The sequence below is a fragment of the Streptomyces sp. TLI_105 genome (assembly GCF_900105415.1).
Taxonomy (GTDB): Bacteria; Actinomycetota; Actinomycetes; order Streptomycetales; family Streptomycetaceae; genus Streptomyces.
In genome coordinates this window covers 5,415,644-5,441,661 of record NZ_FNSM01000001.1, presented here as the reverse complement: position 1 = coordinate 5,441,661, position 26,018 = coordinate 5,415,644, and the positions used below count along the sequence as shown (strand labels likewise).

Sequence of the window (26,018 nt, the reverse complement as noted above, 5' to 3'; positions counted from 1 at the left end):
ACTCGGTCCGGGGGTCCCTTCATGCCCCTGGAGATCAACTACTGCTAGCCTGCACTTGCATAGAGGTTGCAATAAGCCGTCGAAGGGCTCGGGCACATGGCGATCTACACACTTCCGGAGCTGCCGTACGACTACGCGGCGCTGGAGCCGGTGATCAATCCGCAGATCATCGAGCTGCACCACGACAAGCACCACGCCGCTTACGTCAAGGGGGCGAACGACACCCTGGAGCAGCTGGAAGAGGCGCGCGACAAGGACCAGTGGGGTGCGATCAACGGCCTGGAGAAGAACCTCGCGTTCCACCTCTCCGGGCACATCCTCCACTCCATCTACTGGAACAACATGAACAGCCCGAAGGACGGGGGCGGCGGCGAGCCGCTCGCCGCCGACGGCGTGGGTGAGCTCGCGGACGCGATCACCGAGTCCTTCGGCTCCTTCGTCAAGTTCAAGGCCCAGCTGACCAAGGCCTCCGCGACCACCCAGGGCTCCGGCTGGGGCGTCCTCGCGTACGAGCCGATCAGCGGCCGGCTCATCGTCGAGCAGGTCTACGACCACCAGGGCAACGTCGGCCAGGGCTCGGTCCCGATCCTGGTCTTCGACGCCTGGGAGCACGCCTTCTACCTGCAGTACAAGAACCAGAAGGTCGACTTCATCGAGGCCATGTGGCAGGTCGTCGACTGGCAGGACGTGCACCGGCGCTACCTGTCGGCGAAGGCCTCGGTGCCGCTGATCTCCTTCTGAGCCGAGCCGCAAGGCTCCCCCGTCGTCCTGCTCGTGATCGTCTTCTCCACCTTCACCTGCGGACGGAACGAGGAAGAACCCCCGCGATGACGTGAATCGCGGGGGTTCTTCTGTACGTGCGGTGCGGACTACTCGAAGCTGGGCGCCGCCGTCCGCGTGCGCTTGATCTCGTAGAAGCCCGGCGTCGACGCCACGAGCAGCGTGCCGTCCCACAGTCGGGCCGCCGCCTCGCCGCGCGGGGTCGGGGTGACGACGGGGCCGAAGAAGGCGACCTCGTCGCCCGTCGGGCCCGGCACCGAGATGACCGGGGTGCCGACGTCCTGGCCGACCTTCTCTATGCCCTCCTCGTGGGAGGCACGGAGCTCGGTGTCGTACGTGTCCTTGTCGGCGTAGTCGACCAGGTCCTCGGGCAGGCCGACGTCCTTCAGGGCGCCGACGATCGCCTCGCGCGTCGGCCCCTCGTTGTTGTTGTGGAAGCGGGTGCCGAGCGCCGTGTAGAGCTTGCCGACGACCTCGTCGCCGTGCAGCTGCTGGGCGGCGATCACCACGCGGACCGGGCCCCAGGCCTGGGTCTCCAGCATCTCGCGGTACTCGGCGGGGACCTCGTCGAGCCGGTTCTCGTTGAGCACGGCCAGGCTCATGACCTTCCAGCGCACGTCGACCGGGCGGACCTGCTCCACCTCCAGCATCCAGCGGGAGGTCATCCAGGCCCACGGGCACAGCGGGTCGAAGTAGAAGTCGGCGGTGGTCCTGCTCTCGGACATGTCACTCCTCGGTGAGGCCGCGGAAAGAAGAAAGTGGTGCGCCGAAAGGAGCCAACCCGCGGACGCGCGGACACATTCCCGTGTCCCGCGTGACAGTGGCACATGGGAGGATCGGTGCTGTTTCGAACGCGCCACGAAGGAGTGACCGTGCCCGGTGAGAATCTGTCCCGCGACGAGGCCCACGAGCGGGCCGCGCTGCTGTCCGTCGACGGGTACGAGGTCGTCCTCGACCTGCGGTCGGCGGTCGGCGAGTCCGCCGAGGCGGTGCGCACCTTCCGCTCGCAGACGACGATCCGGTTCCGCCGCACCGGCGAGGGCACGAGCACGTTCGTCGACCTGATCGCCCCCTCGGTGAACGCGGTCACGCTCAACGGCCGCTCCCTCGACCCGGCGGTGGTCTTCGACGGCGCGCGGATCGCGCTCGACGGCCTCGCCGACGAGAACACGCTCGTGGTGGACGCGCAGTGCGCCTACAGCCGCACCGGCGAGGGCATGCACCGCTTCGTCGACCCGGAGGACGGCGAGGTCTACCTCTACACGCAGTACGAGCCGGCCGACGCCCGCCGGGTGTACGCCAACTTCGAGCAGCCCGACCTCAAGGCGCCGTACCGCTTCGCGGTGACCGCGCCGGAGGGCTGGACGGTCTGGTCGAACGGCGCGGGCGAGCGGGACGCCGAGGGCGTGTGGCGGTTCGCGGAGACGGCGCCGATCTCCACGTACATCACGTGCGTCGTGGCGGGCCCCTACCACTACGTGACCGACAGCTACACGCGCGGCGACCTGGAGATCCCGCTCGGCGCGATGTGCCGCAAGTCGCTCGCGAAGCACTTCGACGCGGACGACGTCTTCCTGATCACCAAGCAGGGCTTCGACTTCTTCCACGACAACTTCGACTACCCGTACCCCTTCGGGAAGTACGACCAGGCCTTCGTCCCCGAGTACAACCTCGGCGCGATGGAGAACCCGGGCCTGGTGACCTTCCGCGAGGAGTACATCTACCGGGGCAAGGTCACCCAGGCCGCGTACGAGAGCCGGGCCAACGTCATCCTGCACGAGATGGCGCACATGTGGTTCGGCGACCTGGTGACCATGGTGTGGTGGGACGACCTGTGGCTGAAGGAGTCCTTCGCGGACTTCATGGGCTCCTTCGTGAACGCCGAGGCCACCCGCTTCACCAACAGCTGGGTGACCTTCGCCAACAACCGCAAGTCCTGGGCGTACCGCGCCGACCAGCTGCCGTCCACCCACCCGATCACGGCCGACATCCGGGACCTGGAGGACGCCAAGCTCAACTTCGACGGCATCACGTACGCCAAGGGCGCCTCGGTGCTCAAGCAGCTCGTCGCGTACGCCGGGCGGGACGCGTTCCTGGAGGGCGCGCGCCGCTACTTCAAGCGCCACGCCTACGGGAACACGCGCCTGGCCGACCTCCTCGCGATCCTGGAGGAGACCTCCGGGCGGGACATGAAGACCTGGGCGAAGTCCTGGCTCCAGACCTCCGGCGTCAACAGCCTGACCCCGGCCGTCACCTACGACGCGGAGGGCCGGATCACCGAGCTCGCCGTCCTCCAGGAGGGCGACGAGCTCCGCCCGCACCGCGCCGCCGTAGGCCTCTACCGGCTCTCCGGCGGGGAGCTCGTGCGGTACGCGCGGGCCGAGGCCGACATCACCGGCGTCCGGACCGTCGTCGACGGGCTCGCGGGCCGGGAGAAGCCCGACCTGGTGCTGGTCAACGACGACGACCTGACCTACTGCAAGATCCGCTTCGACGAGGGCTCGCTCGCGACCCTCCGGGCGCACCTCGGCGACATCACCGACCCGCTGGCCCGCGCCCTGTGCTGGTCGGCGCTGTGGAACCTGACCCGCGACGGGCTCATGCCCGCCCGGGACTTCGTCTCCGTCGCGCTCGCCTTCGCCGGCCGTGAGACCGACATCGGCGTCCTCCAGATGGTGCACGCCTGGACGAAGTCGGCCGTCACCCACTACGCGGCGCCCGCCTGGCGCGAGGAGGGCGGCCGGCTGCTCGCCGAGGGCGGACTGCGCGAGCTGCGCCTGGCCGAGCCGGGCAGCGAGCACCAGCTGACCTGGGCGCGGTTCTTCGCGGCGACCGCCTCCGCCGAGGCCGACTTCCAGCTCCTGGAGGGGCTGCTCGACGGCACGGCGAAGATCGACGGCCTCGACGTCGACCAGGAGCTGCGCTGGGCGCTGCTCTCCCCGCTGGCCGTCCACGGCCGCGCGGACGAGGCCCGGATCGACGAGGAGCTGGCCCGGGACGACACGGCCACGGGCAAGCGCCACCAGACCCGCCTGCTCGCCTCGCGGCCCTCGGCGGCGGTCAAGGCGCAGGCCTGGGCACAGGTCGTCGAGTCGGACGCCCTGTCGAACGCGCTGGTCGAGGCGACCATCGCGGGCTTCGTCCAGCCCTCGCAGCGCGAACTGATCGCGCCGTACGCCGAGAAGTACTTCGCGGCGATCGAGCGGCTGTGGGAGGAGCGGTCGATCCAGATCGGCATCCACGTGGTCCGGGGCCTGTTCCCGGGGCTCCAGGACGACGAGACGACGCTCGCCGCGACGGACGCCTGGCTGTCGGAGCACGAGTCGGCCCCGCCGGCGCTGCGCCGCCTCGTCCTGGAGGCGCGCGACGACCTGGCGCGGGCGCTGCGGGCGCAGGCGTGTGACGGACGCGTGGCGGAGTAGTCGGTACGTCGACGGGGGCGGCACCCTTCGGGGCGCCGCCCTCATCGGCACTCGAACGTGCGTACTTTAGGGCGAGGTTGTCCCTAAATGTCGACGAGCGTGTAACAGAGGTTAGGGGAGCCTTCGGAAGCGGAAGACCCCCGGCATGAACCACAACACCCCCATCACCCCCCGCCCCCTCCCCCTCTCCTCCCGCACCGGGCGTGCGCAACGCCTCGCTTCGGCCGACCAGTTGAGGGCACAGGGCATCCCCGCCGCCGAGGTCGCCGCGCACTGCCGGCCCGGCGGCTGGCAGCAGCTGCTCCCCGGCGTCTTCCTGCTCCAGCCCGGACCGCCCACCAGCGAGGACCGACTGAAGGCCGCGCTGCTCTACGCCCGCAGGACCGGGGCCGTGCCCCCGCAGGGGCCCGACGCGATGATCACCGGACTCGCCGCGCTGACCCTGCACCGCTTCTCCTCCGCTCCCCCGCTCACCGCCCTGGACCGGATCGACGTCCTGGTGCCGCGCACCCGGCGGCTGCGCTCGACCGGCTGGGTGCGGGTGGTGCGCGCCCCCGAGTCGCCGGAGCCGGTGGAGCTCACGGGCGTCCCCGTCGCCCCGGTCGCCCGCGCCGTCGCCGACGCGGTGTCGGGCCTCGCGGACACGGAGACGGTACGCCGGCTGCTCACCGAGGCCGTCCGCGGCGGCCACTGCGAACCGGGCGCGGTGGTACGGGAGTTGAGCCGGGCCCGGCTGCTCTCCCGGCCGCACGTGGTGGACGCGGTGGACTCGCTGCTCGCCGAGGGGCGCTCGCTCTCCGAGCAGCGGCTCTACGAGATGGTGCGGGAGTTCGCGCTGCCGGACCCGCTGTGGAACGTGGACCTGCGGCTGCCGGGCGGCCCGCACCTGGGCGGGGTGGACGCCTACTGGCCCGACCAGGCGGTCGCCGTGGAGCTGGACACCCGGGCGCCGCGGCAGGACGACGACGAGCTGTGGACCGAGTACACCCGCAAGCGGGAGCACCTGGAGCGGCTCGGCATCACGGTCGTCCACCTCACCCCGCGCAAGCTGCGCGAGGCGATGGACCAGCAGGCCACCGTGGTGCGTACGGCCCTGATGGCCGCGACGGACCGGCAGCCCGCCGCCTACGTCGTCGTCCTGCCCCGGTGAGCGCTACTCGCTCGGGGACGACTGCTCCTTCGGGGCCGTGCCGCAGAACTCGGCCTCGATGACCTTCTGGGCGCTGCCCGCCCAGTCGGCGTTGAAGTTGCCGGCCAGGGAGTGCTCGCCGTCGCGGGTCACCTGGGCCAGGGAGGAGGAGCCGTGGATGCCGCCGCCGTGGCCCCAGATCTCCACTCCGCAGCTCAGCTTGTCCTTCATCAGGCCGAGGCCGTAGCCGACGTTCGGGTAGTCGGGGGAGATCGGGACCGTGGTGGTCATCTCCTTCAGCCCTCCCTTGGTGAGGAGCCGGCCCTTGAGCAGGGCGCTGTAGAAGGTCTGCAGGTCGCGGGAGTCGGAGATGATCTCGCCGGCCGCGCCCGCGATGCTCGGGTTGAGGTCGGAGACCTCGTGGACGGGGGCGTTCACGTCCCGGGAGAGCTTGGAGTACGCCGGGCTGCTGGGCTCCGGCATGGCCGAGCGGGTCCCGGGGACGGTGGTGGCGCGGAGCTTGAGCGGCTTGATGATCCGGTTCTCGACGGCCTTGCCGTACGGGCGGCCGGTGACCTTCTCGATCACCATGCCGGCGAGGACGAAGTTGGTGTTGGAGTAGTTCCAGCCGCTGCCGGGCGCGAAGTCCGGCTCGTGGGCCATGGCGACGGAGACGAGCTGCCGCGGGGTCCAGGTGTCGTAGCGGTGCTCCAGGAACCCGGGACCGAAGACCTTCTCCTGGAAGGCGGGGTCCTCGGTGTAGCTGTAGATGCCGCTGGTGTGGTTGAGCAGCTGGCGGACGGTGATCTTCCGGCCGTCGTGGCCGTTGCCCCGGACGACGCCGGGAAGCCACTTCTCGACCGGGTCGTCGAGGTCGATGCGGCCCTCCGCCTGGAGCTGGAGGAGGACGGTGGCGGTGAACGTCTTGGTGATGGAGCCGACCCGGTAGCGGTCATTGCCCTTGCGCTCGCCGGCGGTGCCGGTCCAGCGGTCGCGTCCGTCGCGGGCCTGGGCGACGGCGCCGGGCACGCCGTCGGCGACGGCTGCGTCCAGGGCCTGCTGGGTGGCCGCGTGGTCCTGCCGGTGCGCCGGGGCCGGCGCCTGCGCGGCGAGGGCGGGGGCGGCGAGGGTGGCGGCGGCGAGACCTGCCACGAGGGTGGCGGCGACGACGGTACGTGCGGCTGACATGCGGGGCTCCCCTGATCGTTGTGCTGCGGTCGGGGGGAGGGACCCCGGGAGGTGGGCGGGGGTTGATCGCGTCTTCGGTGGTTGAGCGTCTTTCAGCCGTTCTCGTGCTCCGTGAGGTGCGAGCGCCCGACGGGCGGCCGGTCGCGCCAGAGCTGGAGGCCGATGTCGACGAGTTCGACGCGGGTGAGGGAGGACACGGAGTCGAGCGGGTGCCAGGCGGCGAGGTCCGTGGAGCCGTCCTCCTCGTTCCGCAGGGCGCCGCCGGTGATCCGCGCCTCGTAGATGATCCGCAGGCCCTGCCAGTCACCGGGGCCGCCGAGCCGGCGGAGCCAGGAGCGCCGGATGGAGTCGATGCCGAGGAGGACGGTCGGCTCGGTCAGATAGCCCGTCTCCTCCTCGACCTCACGGACGACGGTGTGGACGGGATCCTCACCGTGGTCCATGCCGCCGCCCGGCAGGGTCCACCTCTTGGTGCCGTCCTTCGCGACCCAGCGGGCGAGGAGCACCTCGCCGTCGCGGACACACACGGCGTAGGCCGCCACCCTCAACTCCTGCTGCATGCAAAGAGGTTAGAACCAGTAGACGGGATACGTCCGCCCCGTGGCACGGCCCGCGCCGAGACCGACGGCGACCAGGAGGAGGGAGGCGAGGGCGAGAAGGCCGAGAAACGACCGGAAGGGCGGGTCCTGGAGGGCGACGATGACGGCCGTGGCCGCGGCGGGCGAGTGCGGGGTACGGGCGAGCATCATCACGCCGAGGGCGAGACCGCCCGCGACGGCCGCGCTCCACAGGCCCGGCCCGGCGACGGTGAGGACCGCGAAGCCGGTGAGGGCCGAGAGCAGTTGGCCGCCGACGACCGAGCGCGGCTGGGAGAGCGGCAGGTCGGGGGCGCCGGCCACGAGCGCCATGCTGGCGGCGAGGGGCGGGATGAGGAGGGGCTGGCGGAGGAGGGTGCCGACGGCTACCAGGAGGAGGAGGGCGGCGACGCTGGCGCCGGTCGAGGTGAGCGCGGTCCTCGGCCGGGGGCGAGGTGGTGCCGTGGGGCGGGGCGGGGCGGTGGTCACCGGGCCTCCGTTCGGTGCGGGGTCGGTGGGCGTGGGGGCGGCCCTGGGCGCGGGGGGCGCGTTCGGCGTCGTGCCCACCCGCCCCTCCCCCTGGGACTTCGTCCAGAGGGGGACCCCACGCGGAACACATGCCCACAGCGGGGTCAGGGGGCGGGCGGGTTCGACGGGGAGTATTCCGGGGGTGACCAGCGCAGGGGGCTGGCCGCCGGGGTTTCGGTCGTGCGGTCCACGTGGAAGCGGGTGACGCGGCCCTCGGGGCCGTACTCGGTGTGCGCGAGGCCGGTGAGCTGGAGGGTCAGCCCCGTCTCCCAGTCGAGGAAGAGCAGCCCCGCGCGGCCGTCCGACTCCAGATTGCCCAGGGTCAGGAACATCGCGTTGCCCGGGTAGTCGCGCCAGCTGAGCTCCCGCGGCGCGTCGACCCGGACGAAGCCGGGGTTCCCGCCGCGGTGGCTGGTGTCGACGCCGTCGGGGGCGGTGGTGGAGACGAAGAAGGTGTCCGCGGCACCGATCCGGCGCATCTGGTCGGGGGTGAGCGCCTCGCCGTGCCGCGCGGCGCCCGCCTCGGGACCGGCGGGCTCGGAGCCGTACCACTCGCGCTTCTGGAGGTACTTGGGGCAGTTGGAGAAGACCTGCTCGGCCTCGATCGTGAAGCCGCGTCCGCTGCGTCGGGCGGTGCCGTTGAGGCGCATGCGGCGGCGGGTGCGGGGGTCGAGGGCGAGGGTGCCGACGGGAGCGCCGTCGGGCGTGCCCTCGGGGAGGTCGGCGGCCACCGAGACCGTGTGCGGGCCGGTGGCCCGGGCGAAGCCGGGTGCGCCGGTGAGCAGGCTCGACCAGACGCGGCCCTCCTGGTCCGCCGCGCCGATCATCAGCATCGGCTGGGCTTCCAGGAAGGCGGCGGCGATGGGGCGTATGCCGTCGGTGATGGAGCGGCCTACGTGGGCGGCGAGGTCTTGGACGCCGAGCCGTTCTTGCACGGCCAGCGAGCCGGAGTGGTACGCGGTGTTCACGGGACCTCCCGGGGTGCGGGATCGGTGGGTGCGGGGCAAGGGCCCTGGGCGCGGGTGCGCGTTCGGGGTGTGCCCGCCCACACCCTGGCTTGTTAGAAGAAACCGCAGGTCGGGGCCGTTTCCGACGGGGCCTCGGCTCCCTCCGCGCCCTTCGGGACCGAGATTTCCAGGCGGGTGCCGTCGGGGTCGTGGAAGAAGATGCCGCCGGAGGCCGCGCCCTCGCGGTGGGCGACGACGCCCTCGTACGCGAAGGAGGCTCCGCGCGCGGTGAGCACGGCCTCGGCGGCGCGGACGTGCTCGATGGACTCGGCCTCGAAGGCGAGGTGGTGGAGGCCGGGCCGGGCCGGCTCGTAGGCGCCCTCGGCCTGCTGCCAGAGGGTGAGGACCAGGCGGCCGTCCTGGCCGAGGAAGGCGTAGCGACTGTCCTTCTCCTCGCCCTCGCCGAGGACCTCGAAGCCGAGGACGTCGCCGTAGAAGGCGAGCGAGCGGCCGAGGTCGGTGACGTTGAGGCCGACGTGGTGGGTGGCGAGTGTGCCGATCGTGGACATGAGGGTTCCCTCTCCGGTGCGGTCGGCCCCTGCTGGCTAACCTCTCACTTCGACATTAAGGGTTAGCAGTGAAGAGAGTCAACCGCTCACGTACTCTTGAGGGGTTAGCTCACCGAGGAGGGTGTCCGCCATGACCGCCATCGACCCCCGGCCGCTCACCGGCGAGCCCGTCTCCCTCGACCTGCTCAACACCCGCTGGAACAAGGAGGGCGTCCGCCAGGACCTGCTGACGGAGGTCGAGGGCCTCGCCGTCTGGCTCGCCACCAACGGCCTGGCCGAGCGGTTCACCGCCGACGCGACCACCCTGCGGCACACCCTCGCCGCCCGGGACGCGCTCGCCGCGCTCGTCGACCGCCCCGGCGACCCCGCCGCCACCGCGCGGGTCGACGCCGTCCTCGGCCACGGCCGCATCCGGGCCACGCTCACCGCCGAGGGCCCCGGCGAGGAGGCGGAGTTCGCGGACCTCGCCTGGGGTCCCGGCTGGACCGCCGCCCGCGACTACCTCGACCTGCTGCGCACGGCGCCCGACCGGATCCGGGCCTGCGCCCACGGGGCCTGCATCCTGCACTTCTTCGACACCTCACGGAACGGCACCCGCCGCTGGTGCTCGATGGCGGTCTGCGGCAACCGCGCCAAGGCCTCCCGCCACTACGCCCGGACCAAGGAGAGCTGACCCCCGCACCGAGGCAACTCGCCCCCGTACGGGCGAGTTCCTCCCGTGTGGCGCGTCCACGGCGCTGGCGGGTTTGCGCCGCGGCGGCAATCCGACCCTGGGCAACTCTCCCCAAACCCCTGTCATTTGCGAAAGGCTGAGCGGTCATCCGGTATCGGAATCCGGACGCCCTCCTTTCACCAACAGGGATGTAAATGACCACCCCCGAAACTCAGAGCTCCATATCCGGAAGCTCGACGCACGGGCCCAGACGCGCGGCCCGCATCGCGGCCGCCGCCGGACTCGTCGCCGCGCTCGTCGCGACCGGTGCCGCGCCCGTGCTCGCCGCGGACGACTCGGCGGCCACTCCCCCGGTCAAGTCCTCGAACCCGGCCGACAAGCTCGGCGCCATCGACGCCCAGCGGCTCACCGAGGCCCAGGCGAGCGGCGAGAAGAACGTCACCGTCCTCGTCGCCACCGTCCCCGGTGCCACCGAGCAGGTCGCCGCCCAGCTCGACGCCGTCGCCGGCGCCTCGGTCGGCAAGCAGCAGGACGCGCTCGGCTACGTCCGCGCGACCCTGCCGACCGCCAAGGCCGCTGCCGCCATCAAGGCCGCCACCCAGCTGTCCTCCGTCCAGTCCGTCGACCTCCAGGCCGAGATCGCGCTGGACGACCCGACGCCGGACGCGGGCGCCGCGACGGGTGCCGTCTCCGGCACCACCGTCACCACGACGTACCCCGCCCCGGGCAAGGACACCCCGGCGAAGAACCCGTACAACCCCTCGTACGAGACGGGCGCGGTCGACTTCGTCAAGGAGCACCCCAAGGCCGACGGCCGCGGCGTGACCATCGGCATCCTGGACTCCGGCGTCGACCTCGGCCACCCGGCCCTGCAGACGACCACCACCGGCGAGCGCAAGATCGTCGACTGGGTGACCGCCACCGACCCGCTGACCGAGGGCGACGCCACCTGGCGCGCCCAGGTCACCCCGGTCACCGGTCCCCTCTTCACCGCCGCCACCCAGAGCTGGACGGCCCCGGCGGGCTCGTACCAGTTCAGCCGGTTCTCCGAGGCGGCCACCGCCGGCGGCGACCCGAAGGGCGACATCAACCGGGACGGCGACACCACCGACGTCTTCGGCATGCTGTACGACCCGGCCGCCGGCACCGTCCGCGTGGACACCGACCAGAACAACGACTTCACGGACAACGCGCCGATGAAGCCGTACAAGGACGGGTACCAGGTCGGTTACTTCGGTACCGACAACCCGGCCACCGAGGTCGCCGAGCGCACCCCGTTCGTCGTGGAGATCCGCAAGGACGTCCCGATGGACCCGCTGGGCGGAACCTGGGTCGGCCAGAAGCGCGACTTCGTCAACATCGGTCTCGTCGAGTCCTCCCACGGCACGCACGTCGCCGGCATCACGGCTGCCCACAGCCTCTTCGGCGGGAAGATGAACGGCGCCGCGCCCGGCGCGAAGATCGTCTCCGCGCGCGCGTGCACCTGGTCCGGCGGCTGCACCAACACCGCCCTCACCGAGGGCATGACGGACCTCGTCGTCAACCGCGGCGTCGACATCGTCAACATGTCGATCGGCGGCCTGCCGCAGCAGAACGACGGCGACAACGTCCGCTCGCGCCTCTACACCCGCCTGATCGACCAGTACGGCGTCCAGCTGGTCATCTCGGCCGGCAACGAGGGCCCCGGCATCAACACGATCGGCGACCCCGGCCTGGCCGACAAGGTCCTCTCGGTCGGCGCGGCCGTCTCCCAGTCGACCTGGGCGGCCAACTACGGCTCGGCCGTCGAGAAGAAGTACGCCATGTTCCCCTTCTCCTCGCGCGGCCCGCGTGAGGACGGCGGCTTCACCCCGACCATCACCGCCCCCGGCTCGGCCGTGAACACCATCCCGACCTGGCAGCCGGGCGCCGGCGTCGCCGAGTCGGGCTACACCCTGCCCGCCGGCTACGGCATGCTCAACGGCACCTCGATGTCCTCGCCGCAGGCGGCGGGCGCGAGCGCGCTGCTGATCTCGGCCGCGAAGCAGAAGGGCGTCGCGCTCTCCCCGCTCACCCTGCGGACCGCGCTGACCTCCACCGCCAAGCGCATCCCCGGTGTCGCCGCGCACGAGCAGGGCTCGGGCCTCATCGACATCGAGGAGGCCTGGGAGTCGATCAAGGACGGCGCCACCGCCCACGACTACAAGGTCGAGGCCCCGGTCGACACCGTGATCTTCCCGGCCCCGCACACCGGCACCGGCGTGTACGACCGCGAGGGCGGCCTCAAGGTCGGCCAGAAGAAGGTCTACGACGTCACCATCACGCGCACGAGCGGCCCGAACCGGCCGATCGAGCACGAGCTGGACCTCAAGTACAACGACGGCACCTTCCGCATCCTCGGCGACGACGAGATCGACCTGCCGCTGAACAAGCCGGTCACCGTCAGGCTCCAGGCCCGCGCCGCCACCGCCGGTGCGCACAGCGTCATCCTGGAGGCCGACGACGAGCGCACCGAGGGCGTCGACAAGCAGATCCTCGCCACCACGGTCGTCGCGAACGACCTGGTCGCCCCGGGCTACGGCTTCTCCGCCACCGGCTCGGTGCAGCGCAACAGCAGCAAGTCCTACTTCGTCACCGTGCCCGAGGGCGCCAAGACGCTGGAGGTCGCGCTGGGCGGTCTGAAGGAGAAGAGCCAGACCCGGTTCATCTCGATCCACCCGTACGGCGTGGGCATCGAGGACAGCGCCACCACGCAGTGCTACCCGCACTACAACCCGGCCAACACCTGCCGCCCGGACCTGCGGTCCTACGCGAACCCGACGCCCGGCGTCTGGGAGATCGAGGTCGAGTCCCGCCGCACGTCGCCGGACCTGGACAACCCGTACACGCTGAACGTCACCGCCCTCGGTGTCGACTTCGACCCGGCCGTGCAGACGGTCGCGGAGGCGAAGATCGGCACCCCGGCCGCCGTCCAGTGGACGGTCGCGAACCGCTTCGCGGGCCTCACCGGCACGCTCAAGGGCGGCTCCCTCGGCTCGCAGAAGAGCGAGACGCCGACCATCCAGCACCACGAGAAGCACACGAAGACCGTCACCATCGGTGAGGGCGTGGAGCGGCTCGACATCGCCATCGGCAACACCTCCGACAAGGCCGCCGACCTCGACCTCACGGTCACGCTGAACGGCAAGACCGTCGGCCAGTCGGCGGACGGCGACTCGGAGGAGTCCGTCTCCCTGGTGAAGCCGGCCGCGGGCACGTACACCGTCGTCATCGACGGCTACTCGGTCCAGGCCGCGGGCGGCACCACGTACGACTACAAGGACGTGTACTACTCGTCCGCGCTCGGCACCGTGAAGGTCGACGAGTCGAAGTCGGTCACCCTGGCCAACGGCGCCTCCGCCCCGGTGGCGGCCGAGGTCGTCGTCGCCGGCGCGGCCCCCGAGGGACGCCAGTTCTTCGGCGAGGTCCAGCTGCTCAATGCGCGCGGCACCGTGGCGGGCACCGGCAGCGTCCTGATCGGCGCGGTCACCCCGTAACACCGCACGGCTGAGGGGGGCGGGCACCGGAACCGGCGCCCGCCCCTTCCGCGTCCGGAAGATCGTCGTCCGCGACGCGTCCGTCCCTTGGACAATGGATTGGACAAGGCGGGCGGGGACATACGCATCATGGACCGGCAGCACCCTGCACATACGTACGGAGGAGTCCCCGTGAAGGTCGGAATCGTCGGAGCCACCGGTCAGGTCGGCACAGTCATGCGGAAGATCCTGGCCGAGCGGAACTTTCCGGTCGACGAGCTGAGGCTCTTCGCGTCCGCCCGCTCCGCCGGCACCGTCGTCGACGGCGTCACCGTCGAGGACGCCTCCACCGCCGACTACACCGGCCTGGACATCGTGCTCTTCTCCGCCGGTGGCGCCACCTCCAAGGCCCTCGCCGAGAAGGTCGCCTCGCAGGGCGCCGTCGTGATCGACAACTCCTCCGCCTGGCGCCGCGACCCCGAGGTCCCGCTGGTGGTCTCCGAGGTCAACCCGCACGCGATCAAGGACCGCCCCAAGGGCATCATCGCGAACCCGAACTGCACCACGATGGCCGCCATGCCGGTCCTCAAGCCGCTCCACCAGGAGGCCGGCCTCACCGCGCTCGTCGCCACCACCTACCAGGCCGTCTCCGGCTCGGGCGTGGCCGGCGTCGCGGAGCTGCGCACGCAGGCGTGCGCCGTGGCCGAGACCGCCGACCAGCTGGCCTTCGACGGCGAGGCCGTCGAGTTCCCCGAGCCCGCGGTCTACAAGCGCCCGATCGCCTTCAACGTGGTGCCGCTCGCCGGCTCGATCGTCGACGACGGCACCTTCGAGACCGACGAGGAGCAGAAGCTCCGCAACGAGTCCCGCAAGATCCTGGAGATCCCCGAGCTGAAGGTCTCCGGCACCTGTGTGCGCGTCCCGGTCTTCTCCGGCCACTCGCTCCAGGTCAACGCCCGCTTCGAGCGTCCGATCAGCGTCGAGCGCGCCTACGAGCTCCTCAAGGACGCCGAGGGCGTCGAGCTCTCGGAGATCCCGACCCCGCTCCAGGCGGCCGGCAAGGACGCCTCCTACGTGGGCCGCATCCGCGTGGACGAGACCGTCGAGAACGGCCTCGCGCTCTTCCTCTCCAACGACAACCTGCGCAAGGGCGCGGCGCTGAACGCCGTGCAGATCGCGGAGCTCGTCGCCGCCGAGCTCAAGGGCTGATCCCGGCCACCCCCGGAGGGGCGGCTTCCCGTTGCGGGGAGCCGCCCCTCCGGCGTGCCCGCCCGTGCCAGAGTTCCCCCATGACCCAGATACCCAAGGGGGCCAACCTGCCGGTGCCCCCGCAGGCCCTGCACGTCGCGGTCAGCTGGCGCACCGGGCACGGGGTGCCCGACGTGGACGTCTCCGCGCTGCTCCTCGGCGCCGGGGAGCGGGTGCGGGGTGACGCCGATCTGGTCTTCTACAACCACGCCGAGCACCCCTCGGGGGCCGTCCGGCACCTGGGGAAGTCGGCCCCGGGCGCGCCGGGCAGCCCGGCCGCGGACTGGCTGTGGCTGGACCTCGCGCGCGTGGAGCCCGATGTGGGGCGTCTGGTGATCGCCGCCTCCGCCGACGGGGGCTCCTTCGGGCAGGTGCCCGGGCTCGACGTGCGGGTCACCGACGGGGCCGGGAACCCCGTGGCGTACTGCGCGGTCGGGGACGCGACGGCGGAGACGGCCTTCGTCTTCGGCGAGTTCTACCGGCGGGACGGCGGCTGGCGGTTCCGCGCGGTCGGCCAGGGGTACGCCTCGGGGCTCGCCGGGCTCGCAACGGACTTCGGCATCATGGTGGAGCACCCGCCGCCGCCGATCCCGGGCCCCGGCTACGTCCCGCCGCCCCCTCCCCCGGCGCCCGCCGCCCCGCCCGTGCCGGTGGCCGATCCGTACGGCGGGGAGTTCCGGCCCTCCGTGTACCAGGGGCGCGGCAGGAGGACCGTGCACTGCGACCCGGGTCTTCCGGCGGGGCACTGGGTGCTCCTGGAGATCGAGTCGTACCACTCGCTGTCCACCACGATCGAGGCCTGCGACGCGTACGGGCGGGCCGAGGAGTACCTGCTCACGGCGTACGAGGACGACGTGCGCGCGCGTACCGTCGCCCTCGTCCCGCGCGCCCGCCCGCTGGCCCTGCGGGTGGAGGCCGACACCCCCTGGACGCTGCGGGTGCTGCCGCTCTCCCACGCGCGCCGTTTCGACGGCCACGTGGAGGGGCTCGCCCACGATCTGGTGATCTACGAGGGGCCGGCCGGAGTGCTCGACTTCGCGCACCACGGGGAGTCCGACTTCACGGTCCACCAGCACACCCCGCCGCTGGACCCGCTCTACGACGACGAGGAACGGGACCTGCTGGTGAACGAGATCGGCGAGGTCCGGGTGAGCGCCCCGGTGCCGGGGCCGGGGCTGCTGCGGATCAGCGGTGACGGGCCGTGGAAATGTTCCGTGCGCCGCTGAGCCGGCCCGTGGAAGGATGGCCCAAACGTCACGAAACCGAGGAGTTGACCGGGTGCCTGGGACAAACCTGACCCGTGAAGAGGCCCAGCAGCGGGCGGCGCTGCTGACCGTGGACGCGTACGAGGTCGAACTCGACCTCACCGGTGCGCAGGAGGGCGGCACCTACCGGTCCGTCACCACCGTCCGCTTCGATTCCGCCGAGGACGGCGCCGAGACCTTCATCGACCTCGTCGCCCCCGCCGTCCACGAGGTCGTGCTCAACGGCCGCACGCTCGACGTCGCCGCCGTCTTCCGCGACTCGCGGATCGCGCTCGACCGCCTCGCCCTGGGCCGCAACGAGCTGAAGGTCGTCGCCGACTGCGCGTACACCAACACCGGTGAGGGTCTGCACCGCTTCGTCGACCCGGTCGACGACCAGGCCTATCTGTACACCCAGTTCGAGGTGCCGGACGCGCGGCGGGTCTTCGCCTCGTTCGAGCAGCCCGACCTGAAGGCGACCTTCCAGTTCACCGTGAAGGCGCCGAGCGGCTGGTCGGTGATCTCGAACTCGCCGACGCCGAAGCCCGAGAACGACGTGTGGGTCTTCGAGCCGACCCCGCGCATCTCCACGTACATCACGGCCCTCATCGTCGGCCCGTACCACTCGGTGCACTCGACGTACGAGAAGGACGGACAGGTCGTCCCGCTGGGCATCTACTGCCGTCCCTCGCTGGCCGAGTTCCTCGACGCGGACCACATCTTCGACGTGACCCGCCAGGGCTTCGACTGGTTCCAGGAGAAGTTCGCGTACGACTACCCCTTCGCCAAGTACGACCAGCTGTTCGTGCCGGAGTTCAACGCGGGTGCGATGGAGAACGCGGGCGCGGTCACCATCCGCGACCAGTACGTCTTCCGCTCGAAGGTGACGGACGCGGCGTACGAGCGGCGCGCCGAGACCATCCTGCACGAGCTCGCCCACATGTGGTTCGGCGACCTCGTCACCATGGAGTGGTGGAACGACCTGTGGCTGAACGAGTCGTTCGCCACCTACACCTCGGTCGCCTGCCAGGCCGCGGTGCCGGGCACCCGCTGGCCGCACGCCTGGACCACCTTCGCCAACGCGGAGAAGACCTGGGCCTACCGCCAGGACCAGCTGCCGTCGACGCACCCGATCATGGCCGAGATCAACGACCTGGAGGACGTGCTCGTCAACTTCGACGGCATCACGTACGCCAAGGGCGCCTCGGTCCTGAAGCAGCTGGTGGCGTACGTCGGCCAGGACGAGTTCTTCAAGGGCGTGCAGGCCTACTTCCAGGCGCACGCCTTCGGGAACACCCGTCTGTCCGACCTCCTCGGCGCCCTGGAGGAGACCTCCGGCCGTGACCTGAAGACCTGGTCGAAGGCGTGGCTGGAGACCGCCGGCATCAACGTCCTCCGGCCGGAGATCGAGACCGACGAGAACGGCGTCATCACCGCCTTCGCCGTCCGCCAGGAGGCCCCCGCGCTGCCCGCCGGCGCCAAGGGCGAGGCCGTGCTCCGCCCGCACCGCATCGCGATCGGCTTCTACGACCTGGACGAGACCGGCAAGCTGGTCCGCACCGACCGCCTGGAGCTGGACGTCGCGGCGGCCGAGCGCACGGCCGTGGAGCAGCTGGTCGGCAAGGCCCGCCCGGCGGTCGTCCTCCTCAACGACGACGACCTGTCGTACGCCAAGGTCCGCTTCGACGCGGAGTCCCTGGCGAACGTCACCGCGTACCTCGGCGACATCGCCGAGTCCCTGCCGCGCGCCCTGTGCTGGGCCTCGATCTGGGACATGACCCGCGACGGCGAGCTCGCCACCCGCGACTACCTGGACCTGGTGCTCTCGAACATCGCCAAGGAGTCCGACATCGGCGTGGTGCAGTCGCTCCAGGGCCAGGTGAAGGCCGCGCTCGACCTGTACGCGGCGCCGGAGTGGCGCGAGGCCGGGCTCACCCGCTGGACCGAGGCCACCCTGGCGCACCTCCAGGCGGCCGAGCCGGCGAGCGACCACCAGCTGGCGTGGGCGCGGGCCTTCGCCGCGACCGCGCGCACCCCGCAGCAGCTGGACCTGCTGGCGGCCCTCCTGGAAGGACGCGAGTCGATCGAGGGCCTGGCGGTGGACACCGAGCTGCGCTGGGCCTTCGTGCAGCGCCTCGCGGCCACCGGGGTCTACGACGAGGCGGAGATCGCCGCCGAGCTGGAGCGCGACCGCACGGCGGCGGGCGAGCGGCACGCGGCCACCGCGCGCGCGGCCCGCCCGACGGAGGCGGCGAAGGCGGAGGCCTGGGCCTCGGTCGTCGAGGACGACAAGCTGGCGAACGCCGTGCAGGAGGCCGTCATCGGCGGCTTCGTCCAGGCCGACCAGCGCGAGCTGCTCGCCCCGTACACGGAGAAGTACTTCGCGTCGATCAAGCACGTCTCGGAGACCCGCAGCCACGAGATGATCCAGCAGATCGTGGTCGGCCTCTACCCGACGCTCCAGGTCTCGCAGGAGACGCTGGACGCGACGGACGCGTGGATCGCCGCGAACGACCCGGTCCCGGCGCTGCGGCGCATGGTGACGGAGTCCCGCGCGGGCGTCGAGCGTGCCCTGAGGGCGCGGGCGGCGGACGCGGCCGCCAAGTAGGCGCGGAAGGCAGGACGGCGAAGGGGCACCCTCCCCCGCGGGGGCGCCCCTTCGCCGTGCTTGGAGTCCGCCCGGCGGACGGGCGTCGGCGCGCGGCCGCGCCGCCGGGCGGAAGCGTGCGAGCCCTGTGCTCAGCCGCCCAGGCGGGCGTACCGGGCGCGCAGGTCGGCCGCGCCCTGCTCCGTGAGCGCCCCGTGGAGCCGCATCCGGGCGACGCCGCCGTCGGGGAAGGCGTCGAGCCGGACGTGGGTGACGACGGCCTGCGCGGGCAGCTTGAAGCGGTGCAGGGTGTCGGGCTGGAGGCGGGTGCGCGGGATGATCTCGAACCACTCGCCGTCCTCTCCGTTGCGGCCCTGGAGGGCGATCCAGCCGGCCGAGTTGCCCTTGAGGTAGGCGGTGTCGATCTCGACGGCGCGGACGGCGCCCTGGGCGACGAGCCGGAAGCGCACCCAGTCGTTGGTGCCGCGGACCCGGCGGCGGCGGTTCTCCCAGCCGTCGTCCATCTTGCGGGAGGTGCCGGGCAGGATGATCTGGGTCGGCGAGGAGTAGAACTTGTCCGAGGCGTCCTCGTACGAGCCGCCGTTGAGCACGGCGATCAGGTCGAGGGTGCCGAGGAGCTCCAGCCACTCGGGGTCGGGCACGACCTCGCCGTGGACGCGGAGCCGGGCGACGCCGCCGTCGGGGTGCTGGCAGAGCCGGACGTGGGTGAAGCGGCGCTCGGCGTCGATGGCGAAGCCGTTGGCGGCGTGGCCGCGGACGGGGGTCGGCGGGACGAGCTCCTCCCACTTCGCTTCGAGCAGCTCGGCGGGGCTGGGCGAACCCTCGACGGCGGTGGCCTGGATGCTGACCTTCTGCGGGTAGTTGCCGCGGAAGTGGGCGGTGTCGACGACGATCCCGCGGATCACGCCGGGGGCGCCGAGGCGGACGATCGCCCAGTCGTGGTCCTCGGGGGCGGGGAAGACGTTCTCGGCGTCGGCGCCGCGGCGGCGGCGGGTCTCCCAGCCGTCCATGATCTTGCCCTTGTGGCCGAAGTGCTCCGGGTCGAAGACGGCGCGCTCGCGGACGAGGAGGTTCTCCCGCTCGGCGAAGAACTCGTCGTTGGCGGCGACGACGCCGGCGCCGAGGCGGCGGTCGGCGAGGTCGACGAGCTCGGTGAAGGGGAAGTCACCGGTGCGGTAGTCGGCGTAGGGGTCCCCGCCGGCGTAGGGGGCGGCGTCGTTGGCGTGCGGGTCCTGGTTCGCGTCGAGGCTGCTCATGGGTCGAGCCTCCCGCCGCTTCGGCATCCCGGTCCATCGAATGTTTTCGACGATGCCGTTCAGTTCTGCTGAATGATCGGGAGGGAGTTCGCGGGGTCGGTTCTGCTGAATGATCGGGAGGGAGCTCGCGGGGTCGGTTCTGCTGAATGATCGGGAGGGAGCTCGCGGGGTCAGTTCTGCTGAACGGTCTCGCGGGCCGCCGCCGCCTGCCGGAGCGCGGCGAGCACCCGGGCCACCGCCCGGCCCTCCTCCGCCCCGCTCCGCACCGCCGCGACGACGTGGCGGCGCGGCTGGTCGGCGGAGAGGACCCGCATGACGACCCCGGTCCCGCTCCGGCGGTCCGCGGAGGCCATCCGGGGCACGAGCGCGATCCCCATCCCGGCCTCGACCATGGCGAGGATCGCGGTCCAGCCGGAGGCGCTGTGGGCCTGCTCGGGCACGAAGCCGGCGGCCTCGCAGGCGGCGGTGGTGATCTCGGACCAGGGTCCCGAGCCGCCGAAGATCCAGGGCTCGGCGGCGAGGTCGGCGAGCCGCAGGCCGGGGGCGCCGGCGAGCGGGTGGCCGGCGGGCAGCGCGACGTCGAGGGGGTCGGCGAGCAGCGGGACCCGGCTGTACTTGGGGTCGCGCACGGAGGGCGCGTGGGCGGCGAGCGAGAGTGCGAGGTCGACCTCGCCGGCCGTGAGCAGCTCGTACGCCTCCGCGGCCTCGGCCTCCCGGATCCGGACGTCGAGCCCGGGGTGGGCGGTCCGCAGCTGGCGCACGGCGGGGACGAGGAGCGCGGGCACGGACGTCGGGAAGGCCGCGACCCGCACCCGTCCGGCCTCGCCCCGCAGGTAGCCGTCGAGTTCGGCGTCGGCGCGCTCCAGCTGGGCGAAGACCACCTCCGCGTGGCGCAGCACCAGATGGGCGGCGTCGGTGAGGCGGACCCGGCGCCCCTGGGCCTCCAGGAGCCGCACGCCGAGCTGCTTGGCGAGGTTGGTGAGCTGCTGGGAGACGGCCGAGGGGGTCATGAGAAGCGCCTCCGCGGTCGCGGTGACGGTGCCGCGGTCGCGGAGGGTGCGGAGGATCTGGAGCTTCTTGATGTCCCACTCGGTCATGGGCGCAACCTATCTGGGGATCCCCCCTGCCCGGGCGAAGCCGAGAGCTAGGGGGCGGAGCTCATGACGACCCCGCCGAGGATCAGGACCATGCTCACGCCGCCGAGGAGGCCGAGCTGCTCGCCGAGGAGGGCGTACGAGAGGAGGGCGACGCAGACGGGCTGGAGGTAGTAGACGATCCCGGCGCGGGCGGCGCCGATCAGGGTGACGGCCTTGTTCCAGGCGAAGAAGGCGACGGCGGAGGAGAGCACGCCGACGTAGACGAGGGGGCCGACGGTGCCGGTGGTGGGCTCGAAGCCGCCCTGGACGGCGAGGCTGATCCCGTACGCCGGGAGGAGCATGAGGGCGCCGAGGGCGAAGGTGGTGAAGAGGAAAGCGAGGCCGCCGAGTTCGGCGGGGCGGCGCTTGAGGAGGGCGCTGTAGGAGGCGAAGCAGAGGGCCGCGGCCATGACCCAGAGGTCGCCGGTGGCGAAGTCGGGGGTGAGGGAGCCCTTGCTGACGAGGAGCAGGACGCCGGCGCAGGCGACGAGCATGCCGGTGGTGCGGCGCGGGCCGAGGCGGTTTCCGCCGAGGCGGGCGAAGAGGGCCATGAGGACGGGGGAGGCGGCCATGATCATGCCCATGTTGCCGGCGGAGGTGGCGGTCCCGGCCTGGTTGACCAGGGTGTTGTAGACGGTGATGCCGAGCAGTGCGGCGAGGACGAGGAAGCGGAGGTGGCGGCGGATCAGGTGCCGCTGGCGCCAGGTCTCGCGGGCGGCGAGCGGGGCGACGGCGACGAGGGCGACGATCCAGCGCCAGAAGGCGGCCTGGACCGGGGGGACGGTGTCGTGGAGGGCGCGGGCGACGACGAAGCTGCCGGACCAGACGACGGTGGCGAGGAGGGCGAGGAGCACGCCGAGGCCGGCGCCCTTGGCGGGTGCCGGCCTCTCGGTGGGTGCGGTGTCGGTGGCGGGTGGTGCGGCCGGGTTGCGTGCGGTGTCCAGGCTCATGGGCCTTACCGTCGCACCGCTGAAACCTCCAGGTCCATCGAAACTTCCTGAGCGTTCTTTTCAGTAGAGCTGAACGATCCCTTGACGGCCTTGGGGGTGCGGGGGTTCAGCTGGCCGGCCAGGGTGGCGCCGAAGGCGATCACCATGCCGAGGACCTGCACCGCGCCGAGGGCCTGGCCGAGCGCCACCCAGCCGATGACGGCCGCGGTGATCGGGGAGAGCGGGCCGAGGAGGGTGGCCGAGGAGGCGCTGAGCCGCTCGATGCCGCGGAACCAGAGGAAGTACGAGATCGCGGTGTTGCCGAAGGCGAGGTAGGCATAGCCGGCCAGGTTGGCGCCGGTCAGGGCCGGCGGGGCGCCCTCGACGAGGAAGGCGATGGGCAGGATGACCAGGCCGCCGGCGGTGAGCTGCCAGCCGGTGACGGCGAGGGCGCCGACGCCCTCGGGGCGGCCCCAGCGCTTGGTGAAGACGATGCCGGCGGACATCGAGAGGGAGGAGAGCAGTCCGGCACCCACGCCGATCAGGTCGAACGCGGCTCCGGCCTTGAGGACCACGAGGCTGACGCCGAAGGCGGCGGTGACGGCGGTGAGCAGGGTCTTCACCGTGGGCTTCTCGCCGAGGAAGAGGGCCGCGAGGCCGACGACGAAGAGCGGGCCGACGGAACCGACGACCGCGGCGACCCCGCCGGGCAGCCGGTAGGCGGCGAGGAAGAGCAGCGGGAAGAAGGCGCCGATGTTGAGGGCTCCGAGGACCGCGGACTTCCACCACCAGGCGCCCTGCGGGAGCTTGCGGGTGAGGGCGAGGAGGGCGAGGCCGGCGGGCAGGGCGCGCATGAGGCCGGTGAAGAGCGGCCGGTCGGGCGGCAGGAACTCGGTGGTGACGAAGTAGGTGGAGCCCCAGGAGATCGGGGCGACGGCGGTGAGAGCGACGACTGCTGCCTTGCGGGACATGACGGTTTCCCCCTGCTGCGGAGTGCCGGGCTGGCTTGGCAGTAATTAACTTACCACTAAGCTACTTACTTGCAAGAGGCTTTCTTGCGATCGAGTCACGTGGAAGAGGAGACTGGCCCCATGAACACGAAGAACCCCGGCCCCGCCCCCGACGCCGTCGACGCCATCACCGACCAGTGGGCGGCCGTCCGCCCCGACCTGGACACGGTGCCGATGGCCGTCTTCGGACGCGTCTACCGCCTGTCCGACGCCATGCGCGGCAAGGTGGACAAGGCGTACGCGCCCTACGGCATGGGGCTCGGGGAGTTCGACGTGCTCGCGACGCTGCGCAGGTCCGGAGAGCCCTACACGCTCTCGCCGCGCGAGCTGACCGCCACGCTGATGATCACCACCGGCGGGATGACCGGCCGGCTGGACAAGCTGGAGAAGGCCGGGCTGCTCACCCGCAACCCCGACCCGAACGACCGGCGCGGGCTGCGCGTCACCCTCAGCGAGCGCGGCAAGGAGCTGGTGGACCAGGCCGTGGGGGCCGGCCTCGCGGAGCAGCGGGCCGCCCTGGAGACCGCGCTCACCGAGGAGGAGGTGGAGCAGCTGGCGGGGCTGCTGCGCAAACTGCTCGCGACCACCGTGTGACGCGGCGGGACGGCGGGGAGGGCCTCCGCACGAGGCCCCGCGCGCGTGTGAGGGGCCTCAGTGCGAGGCCCCGCGGCCGTGCGAGAGGCCTCAGCGCGAGGGGCCCGGCAGCTGTGGAAGAGGCCGCGACGCAAGGCGCCACGGCCGTGCGAAGTGCCGCGACGCAAGGCGCCACGGCTGCGCGAAGTGCCGCGACGCGTGCGAGGGCGCCGCGCGGTACCTCGTACCGTGCGGCGCCCTCGGCGGAGACCTTCGAGGCGGTTACGCCTTCTTCTTGGACTTGTCGAGCACCATCACCAGGCCGGCGATCACCAGGAACAGCACCAGCGGCGCCGCCACGTACAGGCCGAGGGTCTCGACGACACTCAGCTTGGGTGCCGGGTCGTCGCCGTCGTCGCGGGTGTTCGCGAGCGCGGGGGACGACATGAGCAGCATCATCAGCGTCGTACCGGCCGCGAGCGAGCCGGCGCGCAGAGCGTTCTTCTTGTCCACGGTGCAAACGTAGCGAACACCTAAACGTGCCGCGCGCCCGGGGGTGCCGTACGGGCGTCCGGGGGCGCCGTACGCGCCCCAGCGGGTGTCGTACGAGCTCCCCGAGGTGCCGAGCCGGCGTCCGAGGCCTCCGTCCTTTCCCGGAGCTCGCGCAGCAGGCCGTGAGCCCGGGGCGAGGCGGCGAGCTGCTCCAGGGTGAGCGGCTGGCCGTCCGGACCCGCGAGCGGCAGCCGCCAGTTGGGGTACTGGTCCCAGGTGCCCGGCAGGTTCTGCGGTCTGCGGTCCCCCACCGCGTCCGGCAGCCAGACGCCGACCATCCGGGCCGGGGTGGCGAGCAGGAACCGGTGGACGGCCCTGATCTCGGCCTCCTCGTCCCCCGGGCCCTCCGGCAGCAGACCCTTCCGCTCGAAGACGTCCAGCCACTCGGCGGTCTCCGCCGTGTCCGCCGCCCGCTCGCGCTCCAGGTCGCCGGCGAGTAGCCCGAGCCGGTGCCGCAGGCCGATGTGCTCGCCGGAGAGCCGGGCGGCGGTGGAGGGCAGGTCGTGGGTGGTGGCGGTGGCGACGCACTCCGCGCGCCACTCCCCCGCGGGCAGCGGCCGGCCGGTGCCCTCCCAGTCCCGCTCGAACCAGAGCACGGAGGTCCCGAACACCCCGCGCCGGGCCAGCTCCTCGCGCACGCCCGGCTCGACCGTGCCGAGGTCCTCGCCGATGACGAGGGCGCCGGCGCGGTGCGCCTCCAGGACGAGGACCGCGAGCATCGCCTCGGCGTCGTACCGGACGTACGTGCCCTCGGTGGGTTCGCGGCCCTCCGGCACCCACCACAGCCGGAACAGGCCCATCACGTGGTCGATGCGCAGCGCGCCCGCGTGGCGGAGGAGTTCCCGGAGGAGTCCCCGGTATGGGCCGTAGCCGGCGGCGGCGAGGGCGTCGGGCCGCCAGGGCGGCAGGCCCCAGTCCTGGCCCCGGGAGTTGAAGGCGTCGGGCGGGGCGCCGACCGACATGCCGGCCGCGAAGGCCTCCTGTTGGGCCCAGGAGTCCGAGCCCTCGGGATGGACGCCGACCGCCAGGTCGTGGACGATCCCGATCTCCATGCCGGCCTCGCGGGCGGCCGCGGCGGCGTCGGCGAGCTGCCGGTCCGTCAGCCAGGCCAGCCGGCAGTGGAAGTCGACCCGGGCGGCCAGCTCGGGGTCGGCGCGCACGGCGGCCTCCGCGGTGCGCGGCGCGCGCAGCTCCTCGGGCCAGGTCCGCCAGTGGGGGCCGTGCCGCTCGGCGAGGGCCTGGTAGGTGGCGTGGTCCTCCAGGGCGCGGCCGCGCTCGGCGAGGAAGTCGTGGAAGTCGGCGCGGCGGCCGGGGCCGGGCTCCACGGTGCCGAGCACCAGCTCCAGGGCCCGCCGCTTGACCTCCCAGACGGCGTCCCGGTCGATCAGGGCGCCCTTGTCGAGGACCTGTTCGCGCAGTTCGGCCGCCTCGGCGAGGATCCGGTCGAGCTCCTCGCGGCGCTCGGGTCCCACGAGGGCGTACTCGGGGATCTCCTCGATCCGCAGATGGACGGGGTCCGGGAAGCGGCGCGAGGACGGCCGGTACGGGGAGGGGTCGCTCGGCGCCCCGGGCACGCCCGCGTGGAGCGGGTTGACCTGGACGAACCCGGCGCCGTGCGTGCGGCCCGCCCAGGTGGCGAGCTCCCGCAGGTCGCCGAGGTCGCCCATGCCCCAGGAGCGGGTGGAGAGCAGCGAGTACAGCTGGACGAGCAGTCCGTAGGCGCGGCGCCCGGGGCCGGGCACGCGCGCGGGGCTCACGATCAGGGTGCCGGTGGCCGCGCGCCCGTCGGGGGCCTGCGCCTCCACCGTGTGGACGCCGAGCGGCAGCCCGGACCAGTCCCGGCCGGTGACGACGGCGCCGTCCTCGGTGGTGACGCGCAGGCGGGTGCCGGGCGGCAGGTCCAGCGGGGGCCGGCCGGCCCCCTCCGCCCCGTCCTCGTCCCGGCGCAGGACCAGGGTCGGCGGCAGCAGGCGCTCGCGGTCGGCCCGCTCCGCCGCGTCGAGGGCGGCGGCGACCGCCTCGGGGGTGGCCGCGTCGACGCCCAGGGCGGCGAGGACGGCCACCACGGTGGCGTCCGGCACGGGCACGGTGACGCCTTCTGACGGGCTGTGGACGGTGGCGACGCCGTGACGGGCGGCGAGACGGGCCAGGGTCACT

At 72.4% G+C, this 26,018-nt stretch carries 21 protein-coding genes; 9 read left to right on the top strand and 12 right to left on the bottom strand.

Features of this window, described 5'->3' with window-relative positions; genetic code table 11:
* Positions 1–96 precede the first annotated feature (96 nt).
* Positions 97–741, top strand: coding sequence for a superoxide dismutase (locus tag BLW86_RS24860; RefSeq protein WP_093876097.1), 645 nt, complete (start codon positions 97–99; stop codon positions 739–741).
* Between the two features lie 128 nt (positions 742–869).
* Here BLW86_RS24860 and BLW86_RS24855 read toward each other — a convergent pair whose 3' ends face one another.
* The gene (locus BLW86_RS24855; protein ID WP_093876096.1) at positions 870–1,505 is read right to left on the bottom strand and encodes a mycothiol-dependent nitroreductase Rv2466c family protein; all 636 of its coding nucleotides are present in this window, start codon (positions 1,503–1,505) and stop codon (positions 870–872) included.
* Between the two features lie 147 nt (positions 1,506–1,652).
* Between BLW86_RS24855 and pepN (BLW86_RS24850) the strand changes: the two genes are divergently transcribed.
* Together pepN (BLW86_RS24850) and BLW86_RS24845 are read left to right on the top strand one after the other, a co-directional pair.
* Complete coding sequence (pepN, locus tag BLW86_RS24850; RefSeq protein WP_093876095.1) at positions 1,653–4,202, top strand: aminopeptidase N; 2,550 nt, start codon at positions 1,653–1,655, stop codon at positions 4,200–4,202.
* Positions 4,203–4,347: 145 nt separating this feature from the next.
* Positions 4,348–5,352 (top strand): hypothetical protein, encoded by a 1,005-nt coding sequence (locus tag BLW86_RS24845; RefSeq protein ID WP_093876094.1) that lies wholly within the window; start codon positions 4,348–4,350, stop codon positions 5,350–5,352.
* Between the two features lie 3 nt (positions 5,353–5,355).
* Here the strand turns inward: BLW86_RS24845 and BLW86_RS24840 are convergent, their stop codons facing one another.
* From BLW86_RS24840 to BLW86_RS24820, 5 genes are all read right to left on the bottom strand, one after another.
* Positions 5,356–6,519, bottom strand: a complete 1,164-nt coding sequence (locus tag BLW86_RS24840; protein WP_093876093.1) for a serine hydrolase domain-containing protein — start codon at positions 6,517–6,519, stop codon at positions 5,356–5,358.
* A gap of 92 nt (positions 6,520–6,611) precedes the next feature.
* Positions 6,612–7,079: an NUDIX hydrolase gene (locus tag BLW86_RS24835; protein ID WP_093876092.1), complete on the bottom strand. Its 468-nt coding sequence runs from the start codon at positions 7,077–7,079 to the stop codon at positions 6,612–6,614.
* Between the two features lie 9 nt (positions 7,080–7,088).
* Entirely contained in the window at positions 7,089–7,583 is a 495-nt protein-coding gene (locus BLW86_RS24830) for an HPP family protein (protein WP_093876091.1), read from the bottom strand.
* Positions 7,584–7,726: 143 nt separating this feature from the next.
* Positions 7,727–8,590, bottom strand: a complete 864-nt coding sequence (locus tag BLW86_RS24825) for a pyridoxamine 5'-phosphate oxidase family protein (protein ID WP_093876090.1) — start codon at positions 8,588–8,590, stop codon at positions 7,727–7,729.
* A 92-nt stretch (positions 8,591–8,682) separates the two neighbouring features.
* Positions 8,683–9,138 (bottom strand): VOC family protein, encoded by a 456-nt coding sequence (locus tag BLW86_RS24820; RefSeq protein WP_093876089.1) that lies wholly within the window; start codon positions 9,136–9,138, stop codon positions 8,683–8,685.
* 130 nt (positions 9,139–9,268) lie between these two features.
* On the opposite strand from BLW86_RS24820, the gene BLW86_RS24815 reads away from it, so the two are divergent.
* The 5 genes from BLW86_RS24815 to pepN (BLW86_RS24795) all read left to right on the top strand — a co-directional run bounded on the left by BLW86_RS24815 (position 9,269) and on the right by pepN (BLW86_RS24795) (position 18,405).
* Positions 9,269–9,811 carry a CGNR zinc finger domain-containing protein gene (locus BLW86_RS24815; RefSeq protein WP_093876088.1) on the top strand — a complete coding sequence of 181 codons (543 nt, stop codon included), beginning with the start codon at positions 9,269–9,271 and terminating at the stop codon, positions 9,809–9,811.
* A gap of 194 nt (positions 9,812–10,005) precedes the next feature.
* Positions 10,006–13,326 (top strand): S8 family serine peptidase, encoded by a 3,321-nt coding sequence (locus BLW86_RS24810; protein ID WP_177181743.1) that lies wholly within the window; start codon positions 10,006–10,008, stop codon positions 13,324–13,326.
* Positions 13,327–13,497: 171 nt separating this feature from the next.
* On the top strand, positions 13,498–14,514 hold the full coding sequence (locus BLW86_RS24805; protein WP_093876087.1) for an aspartate-semialdehyde dehydrogenase: 1,017 nt from the start codon (positions 13,498–13,500) through the stop codon (positions 14,512–14,514).
* An 80-nt stretch (positions 14,515–14,594) separates the two neighbouring features.
* Positions 14,595–15,779: a TerD family protein gene (locus BLW86_RS24800; RefSeq protein WP_093876086.1), complete on the top strand. Its 1,185-nt coding sequence runs from the start codon at positions 14,595–14,597 to the stop codon at positions 15,777–15,779.
* 52 nt (positions 15,780–15,831) lie between these two features.
* The gene (pepN, locus tag BLW86_RS24795; protein WP_093876085.1) at positions 15,832–18,405 is read left to right on the top strand and encodes an aminopeptidase N; all 2,574 of its coding nucleotides are present in this window, start codon (positions 15,832–15,834) and stop codon (positions 18,403–18,405) included.
* Positions 18,406–18,536: 131 nt separating this feature from the next.
* Here pepN (BLW86_RS24795) and alc read toward each other — a convergent pair whose 3' ends face one another.
* The 4 genes from alc to BLW86_RS24775 form a co-directional block, all read right to left on the bottom strand.
* Entirely contained in the window at positions 18,537–19,661 is a 1,125-nt protein-coding gene (gene alc / locus BLW86_RS24790) for an allantoicase (RefSeq protein ID WP_093876084.1), read from the bottom strand.
* A gap of 170 nt (positions 19,662–19,831) precedes the next feature.
* Positions 19,832–20,758, bottom strand: coding sequence for a LysR family transcriptional regulator (locus BLW86_RS24785; protein ID WP_093876083.1), 927 nt, complete (start codon positions 20,756–20,758; stop codon positions 19,832–19,834).
* A gap of 47 nt (positions 20,759–20,805) precedes the next feature.
* Positions 20,806–21,747, bottom strand: a complete 942-nt coding sequence (locus BLW86_RS24780) for a DMT family transporter (protein WP_093876082.1) — start codon at positions 21,745–21,747, stop codon at positions 20,806–20,808.
* A gap of 5 nt (positions 21,748–21,752) precedes the next feature.
* Complete coding sequence (locus tag BLW86_RS24775) at positions 21,753–22,697, bottom strand: EamA family transporter (RefSeq protein ID WP_093876081.1); 945 nt, start codon at positions 22,695–22,697, stop codon at positions 21,753–21,755.
* 120 nt (positions 22,698–22,817) lie between these two features.
* Here BLW86_RS24775 and BLW86_RS24770 point away from each other — a divergent pair, with 120 nt between their 5' ends.
* Positions 22,818–23,330: a MarR family winged helix-turn-helix transcriptional regulator gene (locus BLW86_RS24770; RefSeq protein ID WP_093876080.1), complete on the top strand. Its 513-nt coding sequence runs from the start codon at positions 22,818–22,820 to the stop codon at positions 23,328–23,330.
* A gap of 261 nt (positions 23,331–23,591) precedes the next feature.
* Here the strand turns inward: BLW86_RS24770 and BLW86_RS24765 are convergent, their stop codons facing one another.
* Together BLW86_RS24765 and malQ are read right to left on the bottom strand one after the other, a co-directional pair.
* Positions 23,592–23,822: a hypothetical protein gene (locus tag BLW86_RS24765; protein WP_093876079.1), complete on the bottom strand. Its 231-nt coding sequence runs from the start codon at positions 23,820–23,822 to the stop codon at positions 23,592–23,594.
* Between the two features lie 20 nt (positions 23,823–23,842).
* Positions 23,843–26,017: a 4-alpha-glucanotransferase gene (malQ, locus tag BLW86_RS24760; protein WP_093876078.1), complete on the bottom strand. Its 2,175-nt coding sequence runs from the start codon at positions 26,015–26,017 to the stop codon at positions 23,843–23,845.
* Position 26,018 lies beyond the last annotated feature (1 nt).